This is a genomic window from Emcibacter nanhaiensis, assembly GCF_006385175.1.
GTDB lineage: Bacteria > Pseudomonadota > Alphaproteobacteria > Sphingomonadales > Emcibacteraceae > Emcibacter > Emcibacter nanhaiensis.
This window is the reverse complement of the sequence record NZ_VFIY01000005.1, coordinates 150,023-165,843: the sequence shown is the minus strand read 5'-3', so window position 1 is coordinate 165,843 and position 15,821 is coordinate 150,023. Positions and strand designations below refer to the sequence as shown.

15 protein-coding genes are annotated in these 15,821 nt (G+C 58.3%); 9 read left to right on the top strand and 6 right to left on the bottom strand.

The window, feature by feature from the left end:
- Positions 1-123 precede the first annotated feature (123 nt).
- The 3 genes from FIV46_RS04725 (at position 124) to FIV46_RS04715 (ending at position 1,773) form a co-directional block, all read left to right on the top strand.
- Complete coding sequence (locus FIV46_RS04725) at positions 124-723, top strand: cell wall hydrolase (protein ID WP_139938915.1); 600 nt, start codon at positions 124-126, stop codon at positions 721-723.
- 150 nt (positions 724-873) lie between these two features.
- The gene (locus FIV46_RS04720; RefSeq protein WP_139938913.1) at positions 874-1,083 is read left to right on the top strand and encodes a hypothetical protein; all 210 of its coding nucleotides are present in this window, start codon (positions 874-876) and stop codon (positions 1,081-1,083) included.
- 267 nt (positions 1,084-1,350) lie between these two features.
- Positions 1,351-1,773, top strand: coding sequence for a hypothetical protein (locus FIV46_RS04715; protein ID WP_139938911.1), 423 nt, complete (start codon positions 1,351-1,353; stop codon positions 1,771-1,773).
- Here the strand turns inward: FIV46_RS04715 and FIV46_RS04710 are convergent.
- Positions 1,770-3,884 (bottom strand): HD domain-containing phosphohydrolase, encoded by a 2,115-nt coding sequence (locus tag FIV46_RS04710; RefSeq protein WP_139938909.1) that lies wholly within the window; start codon positions 3,882-3,884, stop codon positions 1,770-1,772. The two genes, FIV46_RS04715 and FIV46_RS04710, sit on opposite strands and share 4 nt — an antisense overlap.
- Positions 3,885-4,026: 142 nt before the next feature.
- Here FIV46_RS04710 and FIV46_RS04705 point away from each other — a divergent pair, with 142 nt between their 5' ends.
- Together FIV46_RS04705 and FIV46_RS04700 are read left to right on the top strand one after the other, a co-directional pair.
- Positions 4,027-4,686, top strand: a complete 660-nt coding sequence (locus FIV46_RS04705; protein WP_139938907.1) for a transglutaminase-like cysteine peptidase — start codon at positions 4,027-4,029, stop codon at positions 4,684-4,686.
- Positions 4,687-4,757: 71 nt separating this feature from the next.
- Positions 4,758-6,092, top strand: a complete 1,335-nt coding sequence (locus tag FIV46_RS04700; protein WP_139938906.1) for an EAL domain-containing protein — start codon at positions 4,758-4,760, stop codon at positions 6,090-6,092.
- Here FIV46_RS04700 and FIV46_RS04695 read toward each other — a convergent pair whose 3' ends face one another.
- Entirely contained in the window at positions 6,093-6,674 is a 582-nt protein-coding gene (locus FIV46_RS04695) for an ankyrin repeat domain-containing protein (protein WP_181163054.1), read from the bottom strand. It abuts the gene before it with no gap.
- Positions 6,675-6,759: 85 nt separating this feature from the next.
- Here FIV46_RS04695 and FIV46_RS04690 point away from each other — a divergent pair, with 85 nt between their 5' ends.
- Genes FIV46_RS04690 through FIV46_RS04680 form a run of 3 tightly spaced genes read left to right on the top strand, consistent with a single transcriptional unit; the run spans position 6,760 to position 8,579 of the window.
- The gene (locus FIV46_RS04690; RefSeq protein ID WP_139938902.1) at positions 6,760-7,410 is read left to right on the top strand and encodes an SCO family protein; all 651 of its coding nucleotides are present in this window, start codon (positions 6,760-6,762) and stop codon (positions 7,408-7,410) included.
- Position 7,411: 1 nt separating this feature from the next.
- Positions 7,412-7,882: a YcgN family cysteine cluster protein gene (locus FIV46_RS04685; RefSeq protein WP_139938900.1), complete on the top strand. Its 471-nt coding sequence runs from the start codon at positions 7,412-7,414 to the stop codon at positions 7,880-7,882.
- Positions 7,875-8,579, top strand: a complete 705-nt coding sequence (locus FIV46_RS04680; RefSeq protein ID WP_181163053.1) for a M48 family metallopeptidase — start codon at positions 7,875-7,877, stop codon at positions 8,577-8,579. Before FIV46_RS04685 ends, FIV46_RS04680 begins: the two co-directional genes overlap by 8 nt.
- Here FIV46_RS04680 and FIV46_RS04675 read toward each other — a convergent pair.
- The gene (locus tag FIV46_RS04675) at positions 8,576-9,043 is read right to left on the bottom strand and encodes a MaoC family dehydratase (RefSeq protein WP_139938896.1); all 468 of its coding nucleotides are present in this window, start codon (positions 9,041-9,043) and stop codon (positions 8,576-8,578) included. The genes FIV46_RS04680 and FIV46_RS04675 overlap by 4 nt on opposite strands.
- 120 nt (positions 9,044-9,163) lie before the next feature.
- The gene (locus tag FIV46_RS04670; RefSeq protein ID WP_139938894.1) at positions 9,164-11,080 is read right to left on the bottom strand and encodes a transglycosylase domain-containing protein; all 1,917 of its coding nucleotides are present in this window, start codon (positions 11,078-11,080) and stop codon (positions 9,164-9,166) included.
- 326 nt (positions 11,081-11,406) lie between these two features.
- Between FIV46_RS04670 and FIV46_RS04665 the strand changes: the two genes are divergently transcribed.
- A complete protein-coding gene (locus tag FIV46_RS04665) occupies positions 11,407-12,036 on the top strand; it encodes a PAS domain-containing protein (RefSeq protein WP_139938892.1) in 630 nt (209 codons plus the stop codon).
- A 3-nt stretch (positions 12,037-12,039) separates the two neighbouring features.
- Here FIV46_RS04665 and gyrB read toward each other — a convergent pair whose 3' ends face one another.
- Together gyrB and recF are read right to left on the bottom strand one after the other, a co-directional pair.
- Entirely contained in the window at positions 12,040-14,487 is a 2,448-nt protein-coding gene (gene gyrB / locus FIV46_RS04660) for a DNA topoisomerase (ATP-hydrolyzing) subunit B (protein ID WP_139938890.1), read from the bottom strand.
- A gap of 20 nt (positions 14,488-14,507) precedes the next feature.
- Positions 14,508-15,668 (bottom strand): DNA replication/repair protein RecF, encoded by a 1,161-nt coding sequence (recF, locus tag FIV46_RS04655; protein ID WP_379955283.1) that lies wholly within the window; start codon positions 15,666-15,668, stop codon positions 14,508-14,510.
- Positions 15,669-15,821 lie beyond the last annotated feature (153 nt).

Sequence of the window (15,821 nt, the reverse complement as noted above, 5' to 3'; positions counted from 1 at the left end):
AAACATAGTTGCAAGGCACTTTCAGAAGTGGGTTTCGATCAGGTGGTAACCTGTTCGACGGTTGTCGTGCGCTTAAAATTGTTAAGGCAACCCTGTATCCGGTTTTTCGGATGGAGAGCTGTTATGAAGAAGTTTGGAGTTATTGCAAGTCTGTTGGTCCCGGTCGGCATTATGCTGGCCGTCACCGGTGTTTTTCTTGCCACACAGTCCGAAAGCGAAGCGTCTATTGCACCGGCCGTGGTCAAGGAATCGAGCCTGAGCATCGCAAAGTCGGCGGCGGGCAACCGCCAGCGCGACCTGTACAGCCAGGTTGACCAGGTCAGTATTTCTCCGGAAGAGTTCCGCTGCCTGGCCCAGGGCATTTATTTCGAGGCCCGCAGCGAACCCTATGAAGGCCAGGTGGCTGTGGCCTATGTCATCATGAACCGGGTCAAGGACCATCGGTTCCCGGACAGCATCTGCGGCGTGGTGTTCCAGAATGAACATATGCGCAACCTGTGCCAGTTCTCCTTTGCCTGTGACGGCCGGTCCGACAATCCCTACGAAATGGCCTCCTGGGAAGTCGCCATCCAGATCGCGGAACGGGTCCTGAGCAATACCTACAGCGACATTACCGCCCGCTCCACCCATTATCACGCCACCTACGTCAGCCCGAGCTGGGCCAGTCACATGCGTCCGACGCTACAGGTCGGCAAGCATATTTTCTATCGGGAAGAATCCTGATCCACGTCCCTCCGGCCTGTCGGCCGGAGGTTTCTTTTACTTCCTGCAGAAGTTGCTTGAAATTTTCCCAAGTTTCATTAATTTGACCTATGTCAATGTGAACAGATTCACAGGGCTGTTATAAGACTCAGTATTGGAAAAGGAAAAATAATGACAAATATCCTTACGTTCGCCGGTAGCGCATTTTTGGCACTGATCCTCTGGATCTCCATTATGCTGACAGGTCCCGACCTGCTGTTACCGGCCACATTCATGATCGTCACCGTATTCGTTGGCTGGTTGTGTATTTATGTGGTGAGCGGCATTTTGACCAGCCGCAGTAAGGTTGTCAAAGATTGGGAAGCCAAGCATCCCGAGTGATTCCATTTCCTCCACAGATACCCTGAGTACTTAAGCCCTGATAAGTACTTTTACTTGAGCGTCCTGTCACCAGACAGGACGCTTTTTTCTTTACTTCCGGCATCGGCTGCAGGCCCTCTAAAAGCGGCCTGGACATTAACCCTTTGTTAACTCTTTCGCCCCTAGCATTGGGATCAAGGAGAGCCCCTGGATGCCGAAATTATCTGACCGTATTTTTACCATGACCACCCCGCTGTTTTCAGGTTTCGGCGTGCCGGAGAGCCATCTATGAGTTCTCCCCTGAATCCCGTTTCACAAGCCCAGGAAGCCATCAACGGCCTTGCAGATACCTACCTCCACTGGACCCGCAGCCAGATCAAGGACATGTTCAGTATCATTGAACTGTATGAAGACGGCCGGAAAAAGTTCACTGCGGGCGTGCTGGAACAGCTCTATGACCTGTCTCATAATATCAAGGGCATGGGCGGCAGTTTCGGCTATCACCTGATGACAGATGTCGGCGGCTCGCTCTGCTCCTACCTGCGCAAGGTGGACCCGGCCGAAACCGCGAGCTTCAAGATTATCAACGCCCATCTCAAGGCCATGGACCTGATCATCAGTGACGATATCACCGGCGCCGGCGGCCATGCCGGGCAGAAACTGGTTGCCCAGCTGAAAAGCATGGTCGATAAATCCCTGGACGGTGCCTAGGCCTCATCCACCGGCGCGTCAAACACGCCAAAACTTTTCCACTGTTCAATCCCGCCGCGGTTTTCCAGATAATTCAGCAGGCTGGAAACCGGCCGGCGGTCATATATTTTTTCCGCATCATTCATCAGCACCAGCGCTGATTCTTCCATATCCAGTCCCGGCCGGTGGGCGCGGGAACTGACCATGGCGACAAAGGCATTGGCCACGGCGACAATACGGGCGGACAACAGGATATCCTCACCGGCCAGCCCCGCCGGCATACCGGAGCCATCCCAGTGAGCGCGAATCTGGCGCAGGGTCTCGACCACCGGCCCTTCAAAATCGAGCCCTTCCAGCATGTCGGCACTCTTCTGGATGCTTTCCCGCACCGTCATCAGTTCCTCGGAGGACAGTTCGCCGGGCCGGGTCAGGACCTCGCGCGGCACCAGGATCTTGCCCAGGTTCATCAGCGCGCCGGCAATTTCCACCGTCTCCACGGTCACATCGTCACACTCCATTTCCCGGGCAATGGTGCCGGCCACTTCGGCAACCCGGGCGGAATGATTGGCGCTATAGGGGTCGCGGCTGTCGATGATCATGGTCAGGGTCTGGATCAGGTTCTTCAGCGCCTGTTCCCGCCGCTCCCGTTCCCGGACCAGCTGGGTCAGGTCCTCCATCACCATCAGGACGCCTTTTTCTCCTCCCACATTCAGGGGCAGATAGTCGGCCTTCAGGGTCATGCGGCCGTCCTCCCGGGTGAGCAGGGTAGACACCGCCCGGTCCTCATCCAGCACTTCCTGGCAATGGGCCGCGGCTTCCCGGGCCGCCGCAGCTTCCAGCATTTTCTTCAACGGCTGGCCGATAATATCCTGGCGCGCCATGCCGATTTCCTTTTCCGCCTGCCGGTTGGCAAAGGTATAATGCCCTTCCTCGTCCACCGCGGTGATCGAGGTGGGCTGGCTGTCGGTCACCACTTCCATGAAATGACTGAGCTTTTCATATTTTGCCGCCAGCACCCGCTGCCGTTCCGCCGCCTGGCTGACCCGGACCGAAACGCCGTGGCGCCAGATCAAAAGCAGCAGAACGGTGACCGTCAGGATAATCAGGCCGGAAATCCACAAAATATTCCGCCGCCGGGTTTCCACCCGGCCAAGCACCTCGGTGGAATCAACCGTCCGCACCAGGCTCCAGTCGGTGCCGGCAATCTGCCGGCCGGTGACCAGCACCCGGTCGCCTTCATAATTGATCCGCTCGGCGAACCCGCCCGGGTTTTCGAGGACAAAGGACGCCGCCAGCGACGGGGTCTTTTCATCCAGCATGAAGGTCAGGGGGGCGTTGACATCGCCATTCTTCATTTCCACCGGGGAAAGATATTGCACAACCCCGGCCCGGTCCCGCACCAGATAAGTCCTGGCCGTCCGGGACATGTCACCGGGCTGGTTGAGTTTGCGGAAAAAGCCCTGGTCCAGAAGTTTGATCCCCACGGCAAACCCGATGGCGGCGGAATCCTCATCTTCCTGCACCCCGTAAACGGGCGCCACAAAAGCGATGACCGGCTGGGCGTTTTCCGCCGGATAGGGGCCGTAGACCAGCGGTTCGGTCCCGGCGCCGGCCTCCATATAGGCCGCCACCGCCCGGGTCACCGACGGCATTTCCGAGGTGGACACCAATACCTGGCCCTGGGCGTTGGTCAGGGCGAGGCCGGCCACGCGGGCCACATCAAGACTGGCGCCTATCTCGCGGCTTTCCTCCAGCCGCGGCGGCACGAATCCATTGCGCAGGGCATGGCCTTTGAGCTGGTTGCCGAGATATTCCATTTGCGCCAGCTGGTCGTCAGTGCGGCTGGCCTGGTCTTCGGGCATGTCGGCCACCCCGGCCAGATAGATCCGGAGTGCCGCATTGTCGGTGAGTTTTTGCAGCGATGTGGTCTGTTCCGCCAGCCATTCCTCGATCGCCGCCTGGCGGCCGGCCAGGATCACCGACATCTGGTTCTGCCAGACCAGCTGGTCACGTTCTTTTTCCGCTTCTGCAAACCTGAAAGCAAAGATCATGGCCGCCACCGCCGCCGCCAAAACCAGCACGGAAATCGCCGTGCCGGCGCTTCTGACTTTCCAGAATGAATTGTCTGCCATTTTCCCGCTCTTTAAGGTTTGGTAACCATAAACTGGTAAAACCGGACTTCAGGGCCCGTTACTGTCACTTAATCTTTACCATTATGACAGGATGCAAGCCATTAATATATAAAGTTTTTACCATAACAGGATCCGTCCGACCATGCGCCGGCACAAGTTTTTTAAAAGAATATTTTCCCTGCTCATCCTTTGTTTTGCCCTGCCTTTGTCCACCCCCGTCCAGGCCCGGGAGAACGGCCTGTTCGGCTCGCGCGAAATCATGAGCCACCAGCTCAGCGCCTTCAAAAAATGGAACGGCATGGTCGAACGCCACGCGGCGGAAACGGACCCCGGGCACAAACGCAAGGGGCCGTGCCGCGTGACGGTAAACTTCCAGTGCCCGATCGACGAATGGAATGACCTGATTGCCGGTCTGAAAAACAAGGACCTCAGCCTGCAGCTGGACCGGATCAACCGGCATATGAACCGGGCGCCCTACATCACCGACATCATCAACTGGGGGGTCAAGGATTACTGGGCCACCCTGCGCCAGTTTTTCACCAAGGACGGCGATTGCGAAGACTATGCCATTGCCAAATACTACAGCCTCAAGGCGCTTGGCGTGCCGGCCGACAACATGCGGATTGTCGTCGTCCAGGACACCAACCTGGATGTGGCCCATGCGGTGCTGGTGGTGTTTGACAAGGACAAGACCTGGGTGCTCGACAACCAGATCCAGTATGTGGTGCAGGAGAAAACAATCCTCCACTACAAGCCTCTCTATTCCATCAACGAAAATGCCTGGTGGTTGCACCGCATGTAGAATCATACCAAATTTTAACTAAATTCAGGCTATTCTGGCTCAAACAGTAGCTGTACAGGTAATGTGGATAAATGTTGCCCGAAAAGAATAATGCATATGCGGAAAGTTCCGCGACACCTTCACAGGTGGCGGAACTCTACCATAAAGCCAGGTCCCTTAAACGCCATCACAAGGGATACCGGGCGATTCATCTTCATTTTTCGCTGCTTGACCGGATGCACAAACAGCCGGTAAACCGCCGCAATATCGCCACCGCCTTCAATCCCCTGGTACAGCGCCACGACGGCCATCTGTACTGGAATGACAATTTCGACCTGTTCTTTATCTGCAGGGATGCGCCGCTCACCGTCCTCGACAAGGCGATTCTGGATGCCCGCCGGGCGGTCAAAAGCAGCCCGGTCCTGAAAGAATATCTGGATGCCGGACGGGACACGGAACTATGCGACTGGTATAACCTGGATGAGGATTTCGAGAAATTCTATAGCCTGGTGGAAAACCTCTATAACGGCACGGAAGCGGAAGTGGAGCAGAAACCGTCTTCCTCTCCCCTGACCAGCCTGCAGCAAATGGTGAAAAGCCTCAAGCGCAGGGAAGAGCCAGCGGAACCCGCGGTCAGGAAGGCGCCGCAGCCGACCACCCGGCCCAAATATGAAACCATTTTCAAGCGCACGGAAATTCCGCCCATGGGGCCGATGGAGCTCGACAAGCTGGAGCGCGGCCTGCAGAATATCGACATGCTTCCCATGGTGTCGACCCAGGATGCCTGTGTGATCGTCGGGGAGTCCCGGCCGCAAACCGTCTTCTCAGAGCTTTTCATTTCGGTCGACGAAGTCAGCAAGAAAATCCTGCCCGGCTATAACATGCATGCCGATAAATGGCTGTTCCAGCGCCTGACCCGCAGTTTTGATCATAAACTCATGGGCGTCCTCGCCAGCGGCTTTGGCGACCCGGCAACCGTCCGCAGCATCAATATCAATGTGGATACGGTGATGACCAGGGAGTTCGACAAGTTTGTCGCCGCCTATAAGAACATCAGCTCGCAGCCGCTGATTCTGGAAATGAAGCTGTTCGATGTGCTTTCCGACGTCAATGCCTATTATGACGCCCAGAAAAAACTGTCCGGCTATAGCTACAAGATCTCCATCGACGCCATGGACCTGCAGTCCATCGGCATCCTGGACCGTCGTCTGCTGAATGTGGATTTTCTGAAAATCTACTGGCGCAAGTCCTATACCCGGGTATTACAGGATGAAACCCGCCGGGCGCTGCTGGAGGCCCTCAAAAACCACGGCCAGATGAGGATCGTCCTGTGCCATTGCGACAGCGAGGAAGCGATCCGCTTCGGCCAGAACATGGGCCTGCATATGTTCCAGGGGCATTATGTGGACAAACTGCTCGAAGGCTGATCAGTAGTCGGCGCCAGCCTCTTCCAGCATACGGACGATGTTCCGGCGCCGCAGTTCCTTGGCATGTTGCAGAGCGGTGCGCCCGGAATAATCCTCCAGGGTCAGGTCCGCCTGGTTTTCGATCATCAGTTCGATAACCGACAAGGCATTGGACCGGACGGCTTTCATCAGGGCCGTTTCGCCGTTTTTATCGCCCATGTCCATATCTGCCTCATATTTAAGAAGCAGGGAAACCATAGGTTCGTCCCGCTGCCGGGCGGCAATCATCAGGGGGGTTTCCCCGGTGGTTTCCAGGTCCAGGTCCGGTTTGGCGCCACTTTGCAACAGGTAGCCGGCAAGGGCGGTATCCTTCTTGGACACAGCAATCAGCAGCGGTGTGGAGCCGTCATCATAATCGCGGGTATTTACATTGACGCCTTTCTCGATCAGCATCTTGACGTCGCGGTAGTTCTGTTCCCTGACCGCCTTCAGAAAATTATAGGCATCGGAATAGGCGGCCGCTGACTGGGGCATCAGGCACAATAGCGACATCACAAGTGATATCCCCGCCACCATCGCCGACCAGTTTCTTTGTGAATGCATTACAAACTCCAGCCTTCCATTCATCCCGTTCCCACACTATATAGGTACATGTTTAAAAGATTTGAAGGCAAAAGAAAACAGAGCTATGGCAAAAAGACATCCCAACGATCCCTCCACCGGAAAATTTCCCCTGCCGCTGGGCCTGCTGATAGCTGTCGCCATTGCCGTCCTCACGGCGGTCTGGCTGATCTCGGTGATTGGCAGCAGCCCGTCGTCCGAGGGAACGGCCCGGGAAAACGCCAAGGCCCTGATCGGCGGCCCGTTTGAACTTGTAAGCCAGGATGGCGAGACCGTGACCGAAAAGGATTTCGCCGGCAAATATATGCTGATTTATTTTGGCTATACCTTCTGTCCCGATGTGTGCCCGACGGAGCTCCAGGCCATGTCCACCGCACTCGACCAGATTCCGGCGAAACGGCTGGCCAAAATCGCCCCCCTGTTTATCACCGTCGATCCGGAGCGGGATACCGTTGCAGTGATGAAACAATATGTCGCCCTGTTCCATGACAAGCTGATCGGCCTGACCGGCACTGTCGAGCAAATCAACACCATCAAGAAAACCTACCGGGTCTATGCTGAAAAAACCGAAAGCACCGCCGCGACGGATTATCTGGTGGACCATACGTCCATTATCTACCTGATGGACCCCCGGGGCGACTATCTCAGCCATTTCAGCTACGGCACCACACCGGAGGAAATGGCCGAGAAGCTGAACCGGCTGATCCCGGTTGACTGACATGGCAGCCCCTCAGGACGCCCGCCCTTTCTGGAAAGAAAAGTCCCTGGAGGAAATGAGCCGGGAGGAATGGGAAAGCCTGTGCGACGGCTGCGGACAATGCTGCCTGCACAAACTGCAGGATGAAGACAGCGGTGAAATCGCCTACACCAATGTGGCCTGCCGCCTGCTGGATCACGACAGCTGCCGGTGCATGAAATATGAACAGCGCAGACTGCTGGTTCCCGACTGCGTCGTCCTCAGCGCCGACCAGGTGCCGGAATTCGTCTGGCTGCCGGCAACCTGCGCCTACCGGCTGATTGCCGAGGGAAAAGAACTGTACGACTGGCACCCGCTGGTCTCCGGCGATCCGGAGACGGTTCATGCCGCCGGGATTTCCGTCCGCGGCAAAGTGGTGCACGAACGGGATGCCCTGGACCTGGAAGACCATATCATCGAATGGGCATATCCGGAGGGGGCGGAAGATGAATGAAACAACCGTCCGGTTGCCGAACGGCGCCGAGCTGGCGGTCCTCCTCAAACCCCACAGCCGGGCCCGGCGGCTGAAACTCAGGTATGATGCCGCCCGCCGGGCGGCGGTGCTTACCACGCCGCCGCGCACGTCCAGTGCCACCGCCATGACATTTGTGGAACGCAATCTGGACTGGCTTCTGGGACAGCTGGAAATTTACGCGGATCAGGAGGTGCTCGGCCCCGACCGCTATCTGTCGTTCCTGGGGCACGACCACCTGATCCTGCACCGGCCGGACCAGGCCGGGCGCGTCGACAGGCAGGAGGGCCAGATCATTGTCGGCGGACCGGCGGGTGGTTTTGATGTTCGCCTGCTCAACTGGCTGAAAAAGCAGGCCCGGACCCAGCTGGAACAGGCGGTTGCAGAAAAGACCGCCCTGCTGGGCGTGACCTGCCACAGGGTTCGCATCGGCGATCCCAAAAGCCGCTGGGGCAGCTGTTCTTCACGCAAAACCCTGTCTTTTTCCTGGCGCCTGATCATGACGCCGGCCTCCGTGCTGGACTATGTGGTCGCCCATGAGGTCGCACATCTCAAGGAAATGAACCACAGCGCCGCCTTCTGGCGCGAAGTGGACCGGCTGGTGGATCACCGCGACCGGTCGCGCCGCTGGCTTCGGGAACACGGCCCGCGCCTGATGGCGCTGCAGTTCGAAGCTTAGCCGGCCGGCGCCAGCAGCACCAGCATCTCCGCCAGCATTACCGGCCGTTCCTGGCCTTCGCGGCTCATCACCACCTGGAACGTGGCGAGCATAGTATTGTCCTTGCGGTGATCCGTTTCCAGGAGCTTCATGGTGGCGCGCACCCGGGAACCGGCCTGCACCGGCGAGGTGAAACGCACCTTGTTGAGGCCGTAATTCAGGCCGTAGCGCAGACCGCTGATGCTGATCAGGCTGTCAAAAAACTGCGGCACCAGGGACAGGACCAGATAGCCATGGGCAATGGTCTTGCCGTCAGGCATTTCCGATTTGGCCCGTTCCACATCCACATGAATCCACTGAAAATCGCCCGTAGCTTCGGCGAATTTGGTGATCCTGCCCTGGGTAATCTCCATCCAACCGGTGGTCCCGATTTCTTTGTCCAGATATTTGTCGAGTTCATTCACAGAAATATTAAGTGCTGGCATTCCACTGGTCCTGTTGTTGTCTAAATCCTAAAGTCATAACATCCCGTGCCTTATGCAAGTGTTGATATTGCAGTCATTTTTATATTTATCCCTCGTCCAGTCTGCGCCGCATCCGGCCCGTCACTGATTCCCCGGCTTGGTCCGGGGGCTGACATTCGGTGTGACAAGGGTGGCATCATTCCGGTCCAGGGACACCCTGAGCATAAAGTTTTTCCAGATCCGGGCCGGCGTACCGCCACCGGTGACCTTGTTCATGGCGGAGGCGTCATCATTACCGACCCAGACCCCGTTGACAGTGTCGAGGCCGGCGCCGATAAACAGGGCATCCTTGTAACTCTGGGTCGTGCCGGTCTTGCCGGCAACGGGAAAGTCCATCCGGGCCGCCTTGGCGGTCCCCTCGGTCACCACCCGGGCCAGCATTTCCTGCATGGTCTGCGCCGTTGCCGGCGCCAGAACCTGCTCCGGCGGTCCCGGCATGTGGCGATAGAGAATCTGGCCGGCGCTGTTCTGAATTTCCAGGATGCCGTAAGGGACCACCTTGTAGCCGCCGTTAAACACCGCGGCATAGGCTGCCGTCATTTCCAGCAGGGAGACTTCCGAGGTGCCGAGCGCCATGCTGGGCTCCTCGACAATGGGCGTGGTGATCCCCAGGCGGCGCGCCATGGCGGACACGTTGCGGCGGTTGATTTTTTCCGCCAGCTTCACCGCCACTGTGTTGATGGAATTGGCGAAGGCGGTCTCCAGAGTGATTTCGCCCAGATAGTCCCCGGTATAGTTGCCCGGCTCCCAGCCATCGAGAATAACCGGTGAATCCCGCATGGTGGTCTGGGGCGTGAGCCCCCGCTCCAGGGCCGCCAGATAGACAAACAGCTTGAAGGCGGAACCGGGCTGGCGCCGGGCCTGGCTCACCCGGTTAAACTGGCTTTGCCCGTAATCCCGCCCGCCGATCATGGCGCGCACCGCCCCGTCCGGGTCCATGGACACCAGCGCCGCCTGGCTGGCGTTGCGGGTCACCCCTTCCCGGTCCATGATCTGCTGCACCGCCCCGGCGGCCTTCATCTGGGTGTTCTGCTTGAGGGTGGTATAGACGACAATGGGTTCGGTGGGCTGGCCGATCAGGTCCGGAATCTGCTCAAAGATCCAGTCGGTGTAATATCTGAAATCACCGGTGGCGGCCGCGCCGGCAATATTCACATCCGCCTTTTTCGCCCGCTCCGCCGTCTCCCGCTTGATGAAAGAGGCGTCGACCATATTGTCCAGCACCTCTTCCGTTCTCTGATAGGCCCGCTGCAGGTCGCGGAACGGGGAATAAAGCGCCGGCCCCTTGAGCACGCCGGCCAGCATGGCCGCCTCGGTCAGGCTGAGATTACGCGCGTCATGGCCGAAATAGGTGCGGGCCGCCGCATCGATCCCGTAGGCCCCGGCGCCGAAATAGACCCGGTTCGCATAAATGGTGAGAATTTCCTCTTTGGAAAAATTCATTTCCAGCCAGAAGGACAGCAGCATTTCCTGGATCTTCCGCTTCACCGTTTTTTCCGATGACAGGAACAGGTTTTTCGCCAGTTGCTGGGTAATGGTGCTGCCGCCTTCAACCAGGCTGCGGTTGGACAGATTCTGCCAGACCGCCCGGGCCAGCCCCCTGATATCAATGCCAAAATGGCCAAAAAACCGCCGGTCTTCCGTCGCCACCAGGGCCTGGACAAATTCAGCAGGAATGTCCTCCATGTCCAGCCATTCGCCATAGACATTGCCATAGGAGGCGAGAATCTCGCCCTCTTGGTCGAGGATCATCACCGTGTCGCGACCGGGGGTAGCCTCAATATCCGTGACATCCGGCAGGTCGTGGGCATAATAGAGCGTGACGGGAATTAGCAGGATTACCGCCCAGACCAGAACCACCATCAGCCCGTAAAAAAATTTGGCCAGGCCCTTGCGCGGCGGTTTCTTGCCCGGCTTTCCGGCAATTTCAGCCCGGCGGGAGTCCCGCCGTTTCTTCCTGCTTTTCTCCGGCTTTTTCTGATCTCTGCTACTGGCCATGTAATTGAATTAACTTTTGACGTTTATTTTCCTGGCGTATTCTATCGGGAATTATGGCAATTTATAGGAAATTATTTCGCCAATTTGCCAATTATCCATGACAAACCCCCGATTCGGACGCCGGCGGGCACGGGAACGACCCGCGACAATTTATATTCCTGAGTTGCGTCAACGAATAACAATATTACTTAAACGACCGTTTGAATGGAAGATAAATCCATAAAATTTTTTTGCCTTGCTTCTGAATCAAAACCTGATATCCAGCGCCAACTCTCAGTTCTGCGTATGGTTAAGTTTAATTAACTCTAACTTCAGGTAACCAACAGATGGCGGCTCATTTTAACCAGCTGGCCCACGAACTGGCCAATGACAATATCCAGCCCCTGCAGGACTATGTGGTCCAGCGGGGTCTGCCCAGGCCGGTGATCCGGAAGAATCCGGAGCTGGGTACTCTGCCCTGCCAGAAAATCCGCTATGCCTATCAGTATTGGATCGCCCAGAAAGCGGAGACCGGCACAACCCCCGGCCGGGACAGCATCCGGCCCTCAAGACTGGGCATCGCGCTGGGCAATGTTTCTCTCCTGGAATCCATCGACGACGGCCGCGACTATAAATATCGCCTCTATGGTTCAAACATCGCCCATTTTGCACGACAGGACCTGCAGGGCATGAGGCTGACCGAACTAGCCGCCAGGTTCCCGAACAAAAAATACAACGACGGCGAATTTCATCTGGCCATCTACCAATATTGCCAGGCCTCGGCCATCCCCTGTTATGCGGAATATGCCAGCCCGGCGCGGCAGGAAAGATCAGCCTGGCAATGGCGGCGCCTGACCCTGCCCCTCGCGGACAACAAAGGCAACATCACCATGCTGTTGAACTGCATGACGGCTATTCCGCTGCCGACCGAGGCCGCGCACGGGACTGTGGGCCGTCAGACTAAATCGATCGCCTGATCCTCAGACGTCCAGGTTGGCCACATTGAGCGCGTTGTCCTGAATGAACTCCCGGCGCGGCTCCACCACATCGCCCATCAGCTTGGTAAAGATCTCGTCGGCCGTATCGCCGTGATCCACCTTCACCTGCAGCAGGGTCCGGGCTTCCGGATCCAGGGTGGTTTCCCACAGCTGATCCGGATTCATTTCACCCAGTCCTTTATAGCGCTGGATGGAGAGGCCTTTGCGGCCATAGGACAGAATCACACCCAGCAGGTCGCTGGGCAGGGTAATTGCATGCCGGTCGTCCTTGCGGGTAATGGTGGACGGGGCGGCAAAGACATCGCGGCGGGCGCGGGTGGTTTCATCCAGGCGGCGGGCCTCGACGGATTCAATAAAGGCGCGGTCCAGCCGGTAGACATCCTTGATGCCGCGGATTTCATTGGTAAAGACGATGCCGCCTTCCTCTTCGTCCAGACGGCCCTGCCAGTTGTCCTCGCCCTCTGATGCCTTGCCGTTCATGCGGGCCACCACCTTGGCGATGGCTTCCTTCGCCAGCTTGTCGTCGCCCAGGGCCTGGCCGTTCAGGCCGCCGACAATGGCCAGCTCTTCAACCAGTTCCCGGTTATATTTCTGCGGCACCCGGTCCAGCGCCCGGCAGCTCTGGCGGATGTTTTCCACCAGATCGACCAGATCATTGCCGGCAATCTGTTCGCCGCCTTCCAGGATCAGGGTCATGTCCTCCAGCGACTGGCTGATCAGATATTCCTCCAGCGCCGGATCGTCCTTCAGGTAAACCTCGGACTTGCCGCGGCTGACCTTGTAGAGCGGCGGCTGGGCAATATAAAGATAGCCGTTTTCCAGAAGTTCGGGCATCTGCCGGTAGAAGAAGGTGAGCAGCAGGGTGCGGATATGAGCGCCGTCCACATCGGCGTCGGTCATGATAATGATCTTGTGGTAGCGCAGCTTTTCCAGATTGAAATCGTCCCGCCCGATACCGGTGCCGAGCGCGGTGATCAGGGTGCCGATCTCGGCCGAGGCCAGCATGCGGTCGAATCGGGCCCGCTCCACATTGAGGATTTTACCCTTGAGCGGCAGGATCGCCTGATTGGACCGGTCGCGGCCCTGTTTGGCGGAGCCGCCGGCGGAGTCACCCTCCACCAGGAACAGTTCCGCCTTGGCCGGGTCCCGTTCCTGACAGTCGGCCAGCTTGCCGGGCAGGGAGGAAATGTCCAGCGCGCCCTTGCGCCGGGTCAGTTCACGGGCCTTGCGGGCCGCTTCACGGGCGGCCGCGGCCTCGACAATCTTGCCGATGATATTCCTGGCGTCGGCGGGATGCTCTTCGAACCACTGGCCGAGCTTTTCATTGAGCAGGCTTTCCACCACCGGGCGAACCTCGGAGGACACCAGCTTGTCCTTGGTCTGTGAAGAAAATTTCGGGTCCGGAACTTTTACCGACAGCACGCAGGTCAGGCCTTCGCGGGCGTCATCGCCGCTGAGGTTCACTTTCTCTTTCTTGGCAATACCCGTTTCGTTTGCGTAACTATTGATGGTGCGGGTCAGCGCGGCCCGAAACCCGGCCAGATGGGTGCCGCCGTCCCGCTGCGGAATGTTGTTGGTAAAACACAGTACATTTTCGTGATAACTGTCATTCCACTGCAGGGCGCATTCAAAAGTAATACCGTCTTTCTCTCCGCCGATTGTAATCGGCGCCTCAATCAGGCCATTCTTGGAGCGATCGAGATATTTGACAAATTCAGTAATTCCGCCCTCGTAATAAAGTTCCACCTCGACCGGCTCCGCATGACGGTGATCCCGGATTACAACCCGCACCCCGCTGTTGAGGAATGCCAGTTCCCGGAACCGATGCTCGAGGCGATTAAAATCGAACTCGATATTCTTGAAAGTTTCCACCGCCGGCAGGAACGTCACCTCGGTGCCGGTTTCACTGCTGGCCGCATCGCCGATCACAACCAAGTCGTCAATCGGCTCGCCCCGTTCGAAACGCATAAAATGTTCCTTGCCGTTACGCCAGATGCGAAGCTCCAGATAGTCGGACAGGGCATTCACCACGGACACCCCCACGCCGTGCAGGCCGCCCGACACCTTGTAGCTGTTCTGGTCGAACTTGCCGCCGGCATGAAGCTGGGTCATGATCACCTGGGCGGCGGACACCCCTTCTTCTTCGTGAATGTCGACCGGAATGCCGCGGCCGTTGTCGCGTACGGAAACGGAGCCGTTGGCATTCAGGGTCACCAGCACCTTGTCACAGTAACCGGCCAGGGATTCGTCGATGGCGTTGTCAGACACCTCGAACACCATATGGTGCAGGCCGGAGCCGTCTTCCGTGTCACCGATATACATGCCCGGCCGCTTGCGGACCGCATCCAGACCTTTCAGAACCTTGATGGATTCCGCGCCATACTCCTCGGCGCCCTGACTCGCATCCTTGAATTCCGTTTCATCCGACATCCGTTATTCCCTCATCTACTTTACAATGCTTTTACGATCCGGCCGTCATCCACCCGGTAGATCGCCGCCCGGTCCCCCAGGCTTTCAAACAGGCTGCGATCGGTGCCGGTCATCCAGACCTGCGAGCCGATCGCCCAAAGTTCATCGAACAGGGCGCTACGCCGCATCTCGTCGAGATGGGCCGCCACCTCGTCCAGCAGCAACACCGGCGCCGCCCCGAAATGGAGCGCCGTCAGGCGGGCGCTGGCCAGGGTAATCCCGATCAGCAGGGCCTTCTGTTCCCCGGTGGAGCAAAGCTCCGCCGGCATATCCTTCGCCACATGGCGCACCAACAGGTCGGTGCGGTGCGGCCCGGCCAGTGTGCGGCCGGCGCGGCTGTCCTGCCCGCGCATCCGGGCCAGGATTTCCGCATATCCTTCTTCCACCTCCACCGCCGGCCGCTCCCTGAGGCCGCTTTCCAGTTCCCCGTCCAGGGACAGATGCGCCCGCGGAAAACTTGAGGTGCTGACCTCGATGGCGCCGGCCAGATGGTCCAGCGCCTGCAGTCGCGCGGCGGCAATGGCGACACCATGTTCCGCCATCCGGGCTTCCAGCGCCGCCAGCCAGGAACCGTCGGCAGAGCCCTCGGACAGCAGGCGGTTACGGTCCCGCATCACCTTTTCAAAGGCATTCACTTCCCGGCTATGCCCCGGGTGGAACCCGGCGACAATCCGGTCGAGAAAACGCCGGCGTCCGGAAGCCGCTTCCAGAAACAACCGGTCCATCTGCGGGGTCAGCCAGGTCACCTGGATAAAATCCCCGAGCACGGCCGGGCTGGACACAGTTTCCCCGTCGATGCGTACAATGCGCCGGTCCGCGCCTTCTTCCACATTCTCGGCAAAAGGCGCTGCGCCATTACGGGGCGCGAGGCCTGTGCCCACCTCCATCTCCCCGTCCGGGGTGGCCAGCCGTCCCGCCACCGCCCAGGGGCCGGCAGCGCCAAGGCGCGTCGCCTGGGACAGCTTGCACTGCCTGAGCCCGCGACCGGGCGCCAGGAAGGACACCGCCTCCAGGAGATTGGTCTTGCCGGCGCCGTTGGGACCGATGAAGACCGCATTGCGGCCGTCGGGACGAATGTCCGCACACTCGTAAGACCGGAAATCCGTCAGCAGCAACCGCTCCACTGCCACTCTCGGCGGCAAAGTTTCCTGCACTATGATCGGGGATTCCTGCTTCAGCATATTAAACGTCCGATATGCCCCTTACATTTGATACGTCGGGCAACTGCGGAAAAAATCCAGCCAGAACTGCCGGAGGCCGTGGCATTCCGGCAGGTTTATGTTCATTTCTGTCGC

Coding starts and splice junctions, on each gene's coding strand:
- FIV46_RS04725 (WP_139938915.1), top strand. CDS start 124: ATGAAGAAGTTTGGAGTTATTGCAAGTCTGTTGGTCCCGGTCGGCATT.
- FIV46_RS04720 (WP_139938913.1), top strand. CDS start 874: ATGACAAATATCCTTACGTTCGCCGGTAGCGCATTTTTGGCACTGATC.
- FIV46_RS04715 (WP_139938911.1), top strand. CDS start 1,351: ATGAGTTCTCCCCTGAATCCCGTTTCACAAGCCCAGGAAGCCATCAAC.
- FIV46_RS04710 (WP_139938909.1), bottom strand. CDS start 3,884: ATGGCAGACAATTCATTCTGGAAAGTCAGAAGCGCCGGCACGGCGATT.
- FIV46_RS04705 (WP_139938907.1), top strand. CDS start 4,027: ATGCGCCGGCACAAGTTTTTTAAAAGAATATTTTCCCTGCTCATCCTT.
- FIV46_RS04700 (WP_139938906.1), top strand. CDS start 4,758: ATGTTGCCCGAAAAGAATAATGCATATGCGGAAAGTTCCGCGACACCT.
- FIV46_RS04695 (WP_181163054.1), bottom strand. CDS start 6,674: ATGCATTCACAAAGAAACTGGTCGGCGATGGTGGCGGGGATATCACTT.
- FIV46_RS04690 (WP_139938902.1), top strand. CDS start 6,760: ATGGCAAAAAGACATCCCAACGATCCCTCCACCGGAAAATTTCCCCTG.
- FIV46_RS04685 (WP_139938900.1), top strand. CDS start 7,412: ATGGCAGCCCCTCAGGACGCCCGCCCTTTCTGGAAAGAAAAGTCCCTG.
- FIV46_RS04680 (WP_181163053.1), top strand. CDS start 7,875: ATGAATGAAACAACCGTCCGGTTGCCGAACGGCGCCGAGCTGGCGGTC.
- FIV46_RS04675 (WP_139938896.1), bottom strand. CDS start 9,043: ATGCCAGCACTTAATATTTCTGTGAATGAACTCGACAAATATCTGGAC.
- FIV46_RS04670 (WP_139938894.1), bottom strand. CDS start 11,080: ATGGCCAGTAGCAGAGATCAGAAAAAGCCGGAGAAAAGCAGGAAGAAA.
- FIV46_RS04665 (WP_139938892.1), top strand. CDS start 11,407: ATGGCGGCTCATTTTAACCAGCTGGCCCACGAACTGGCCAATGACAAT.
- gyrB (WP_139938890.1), bottom strand. CDS start 14,487: ATGTCGGATGAAACGGAATTCAAGGATGCGAGTCAGGGCGCCGAGGAG.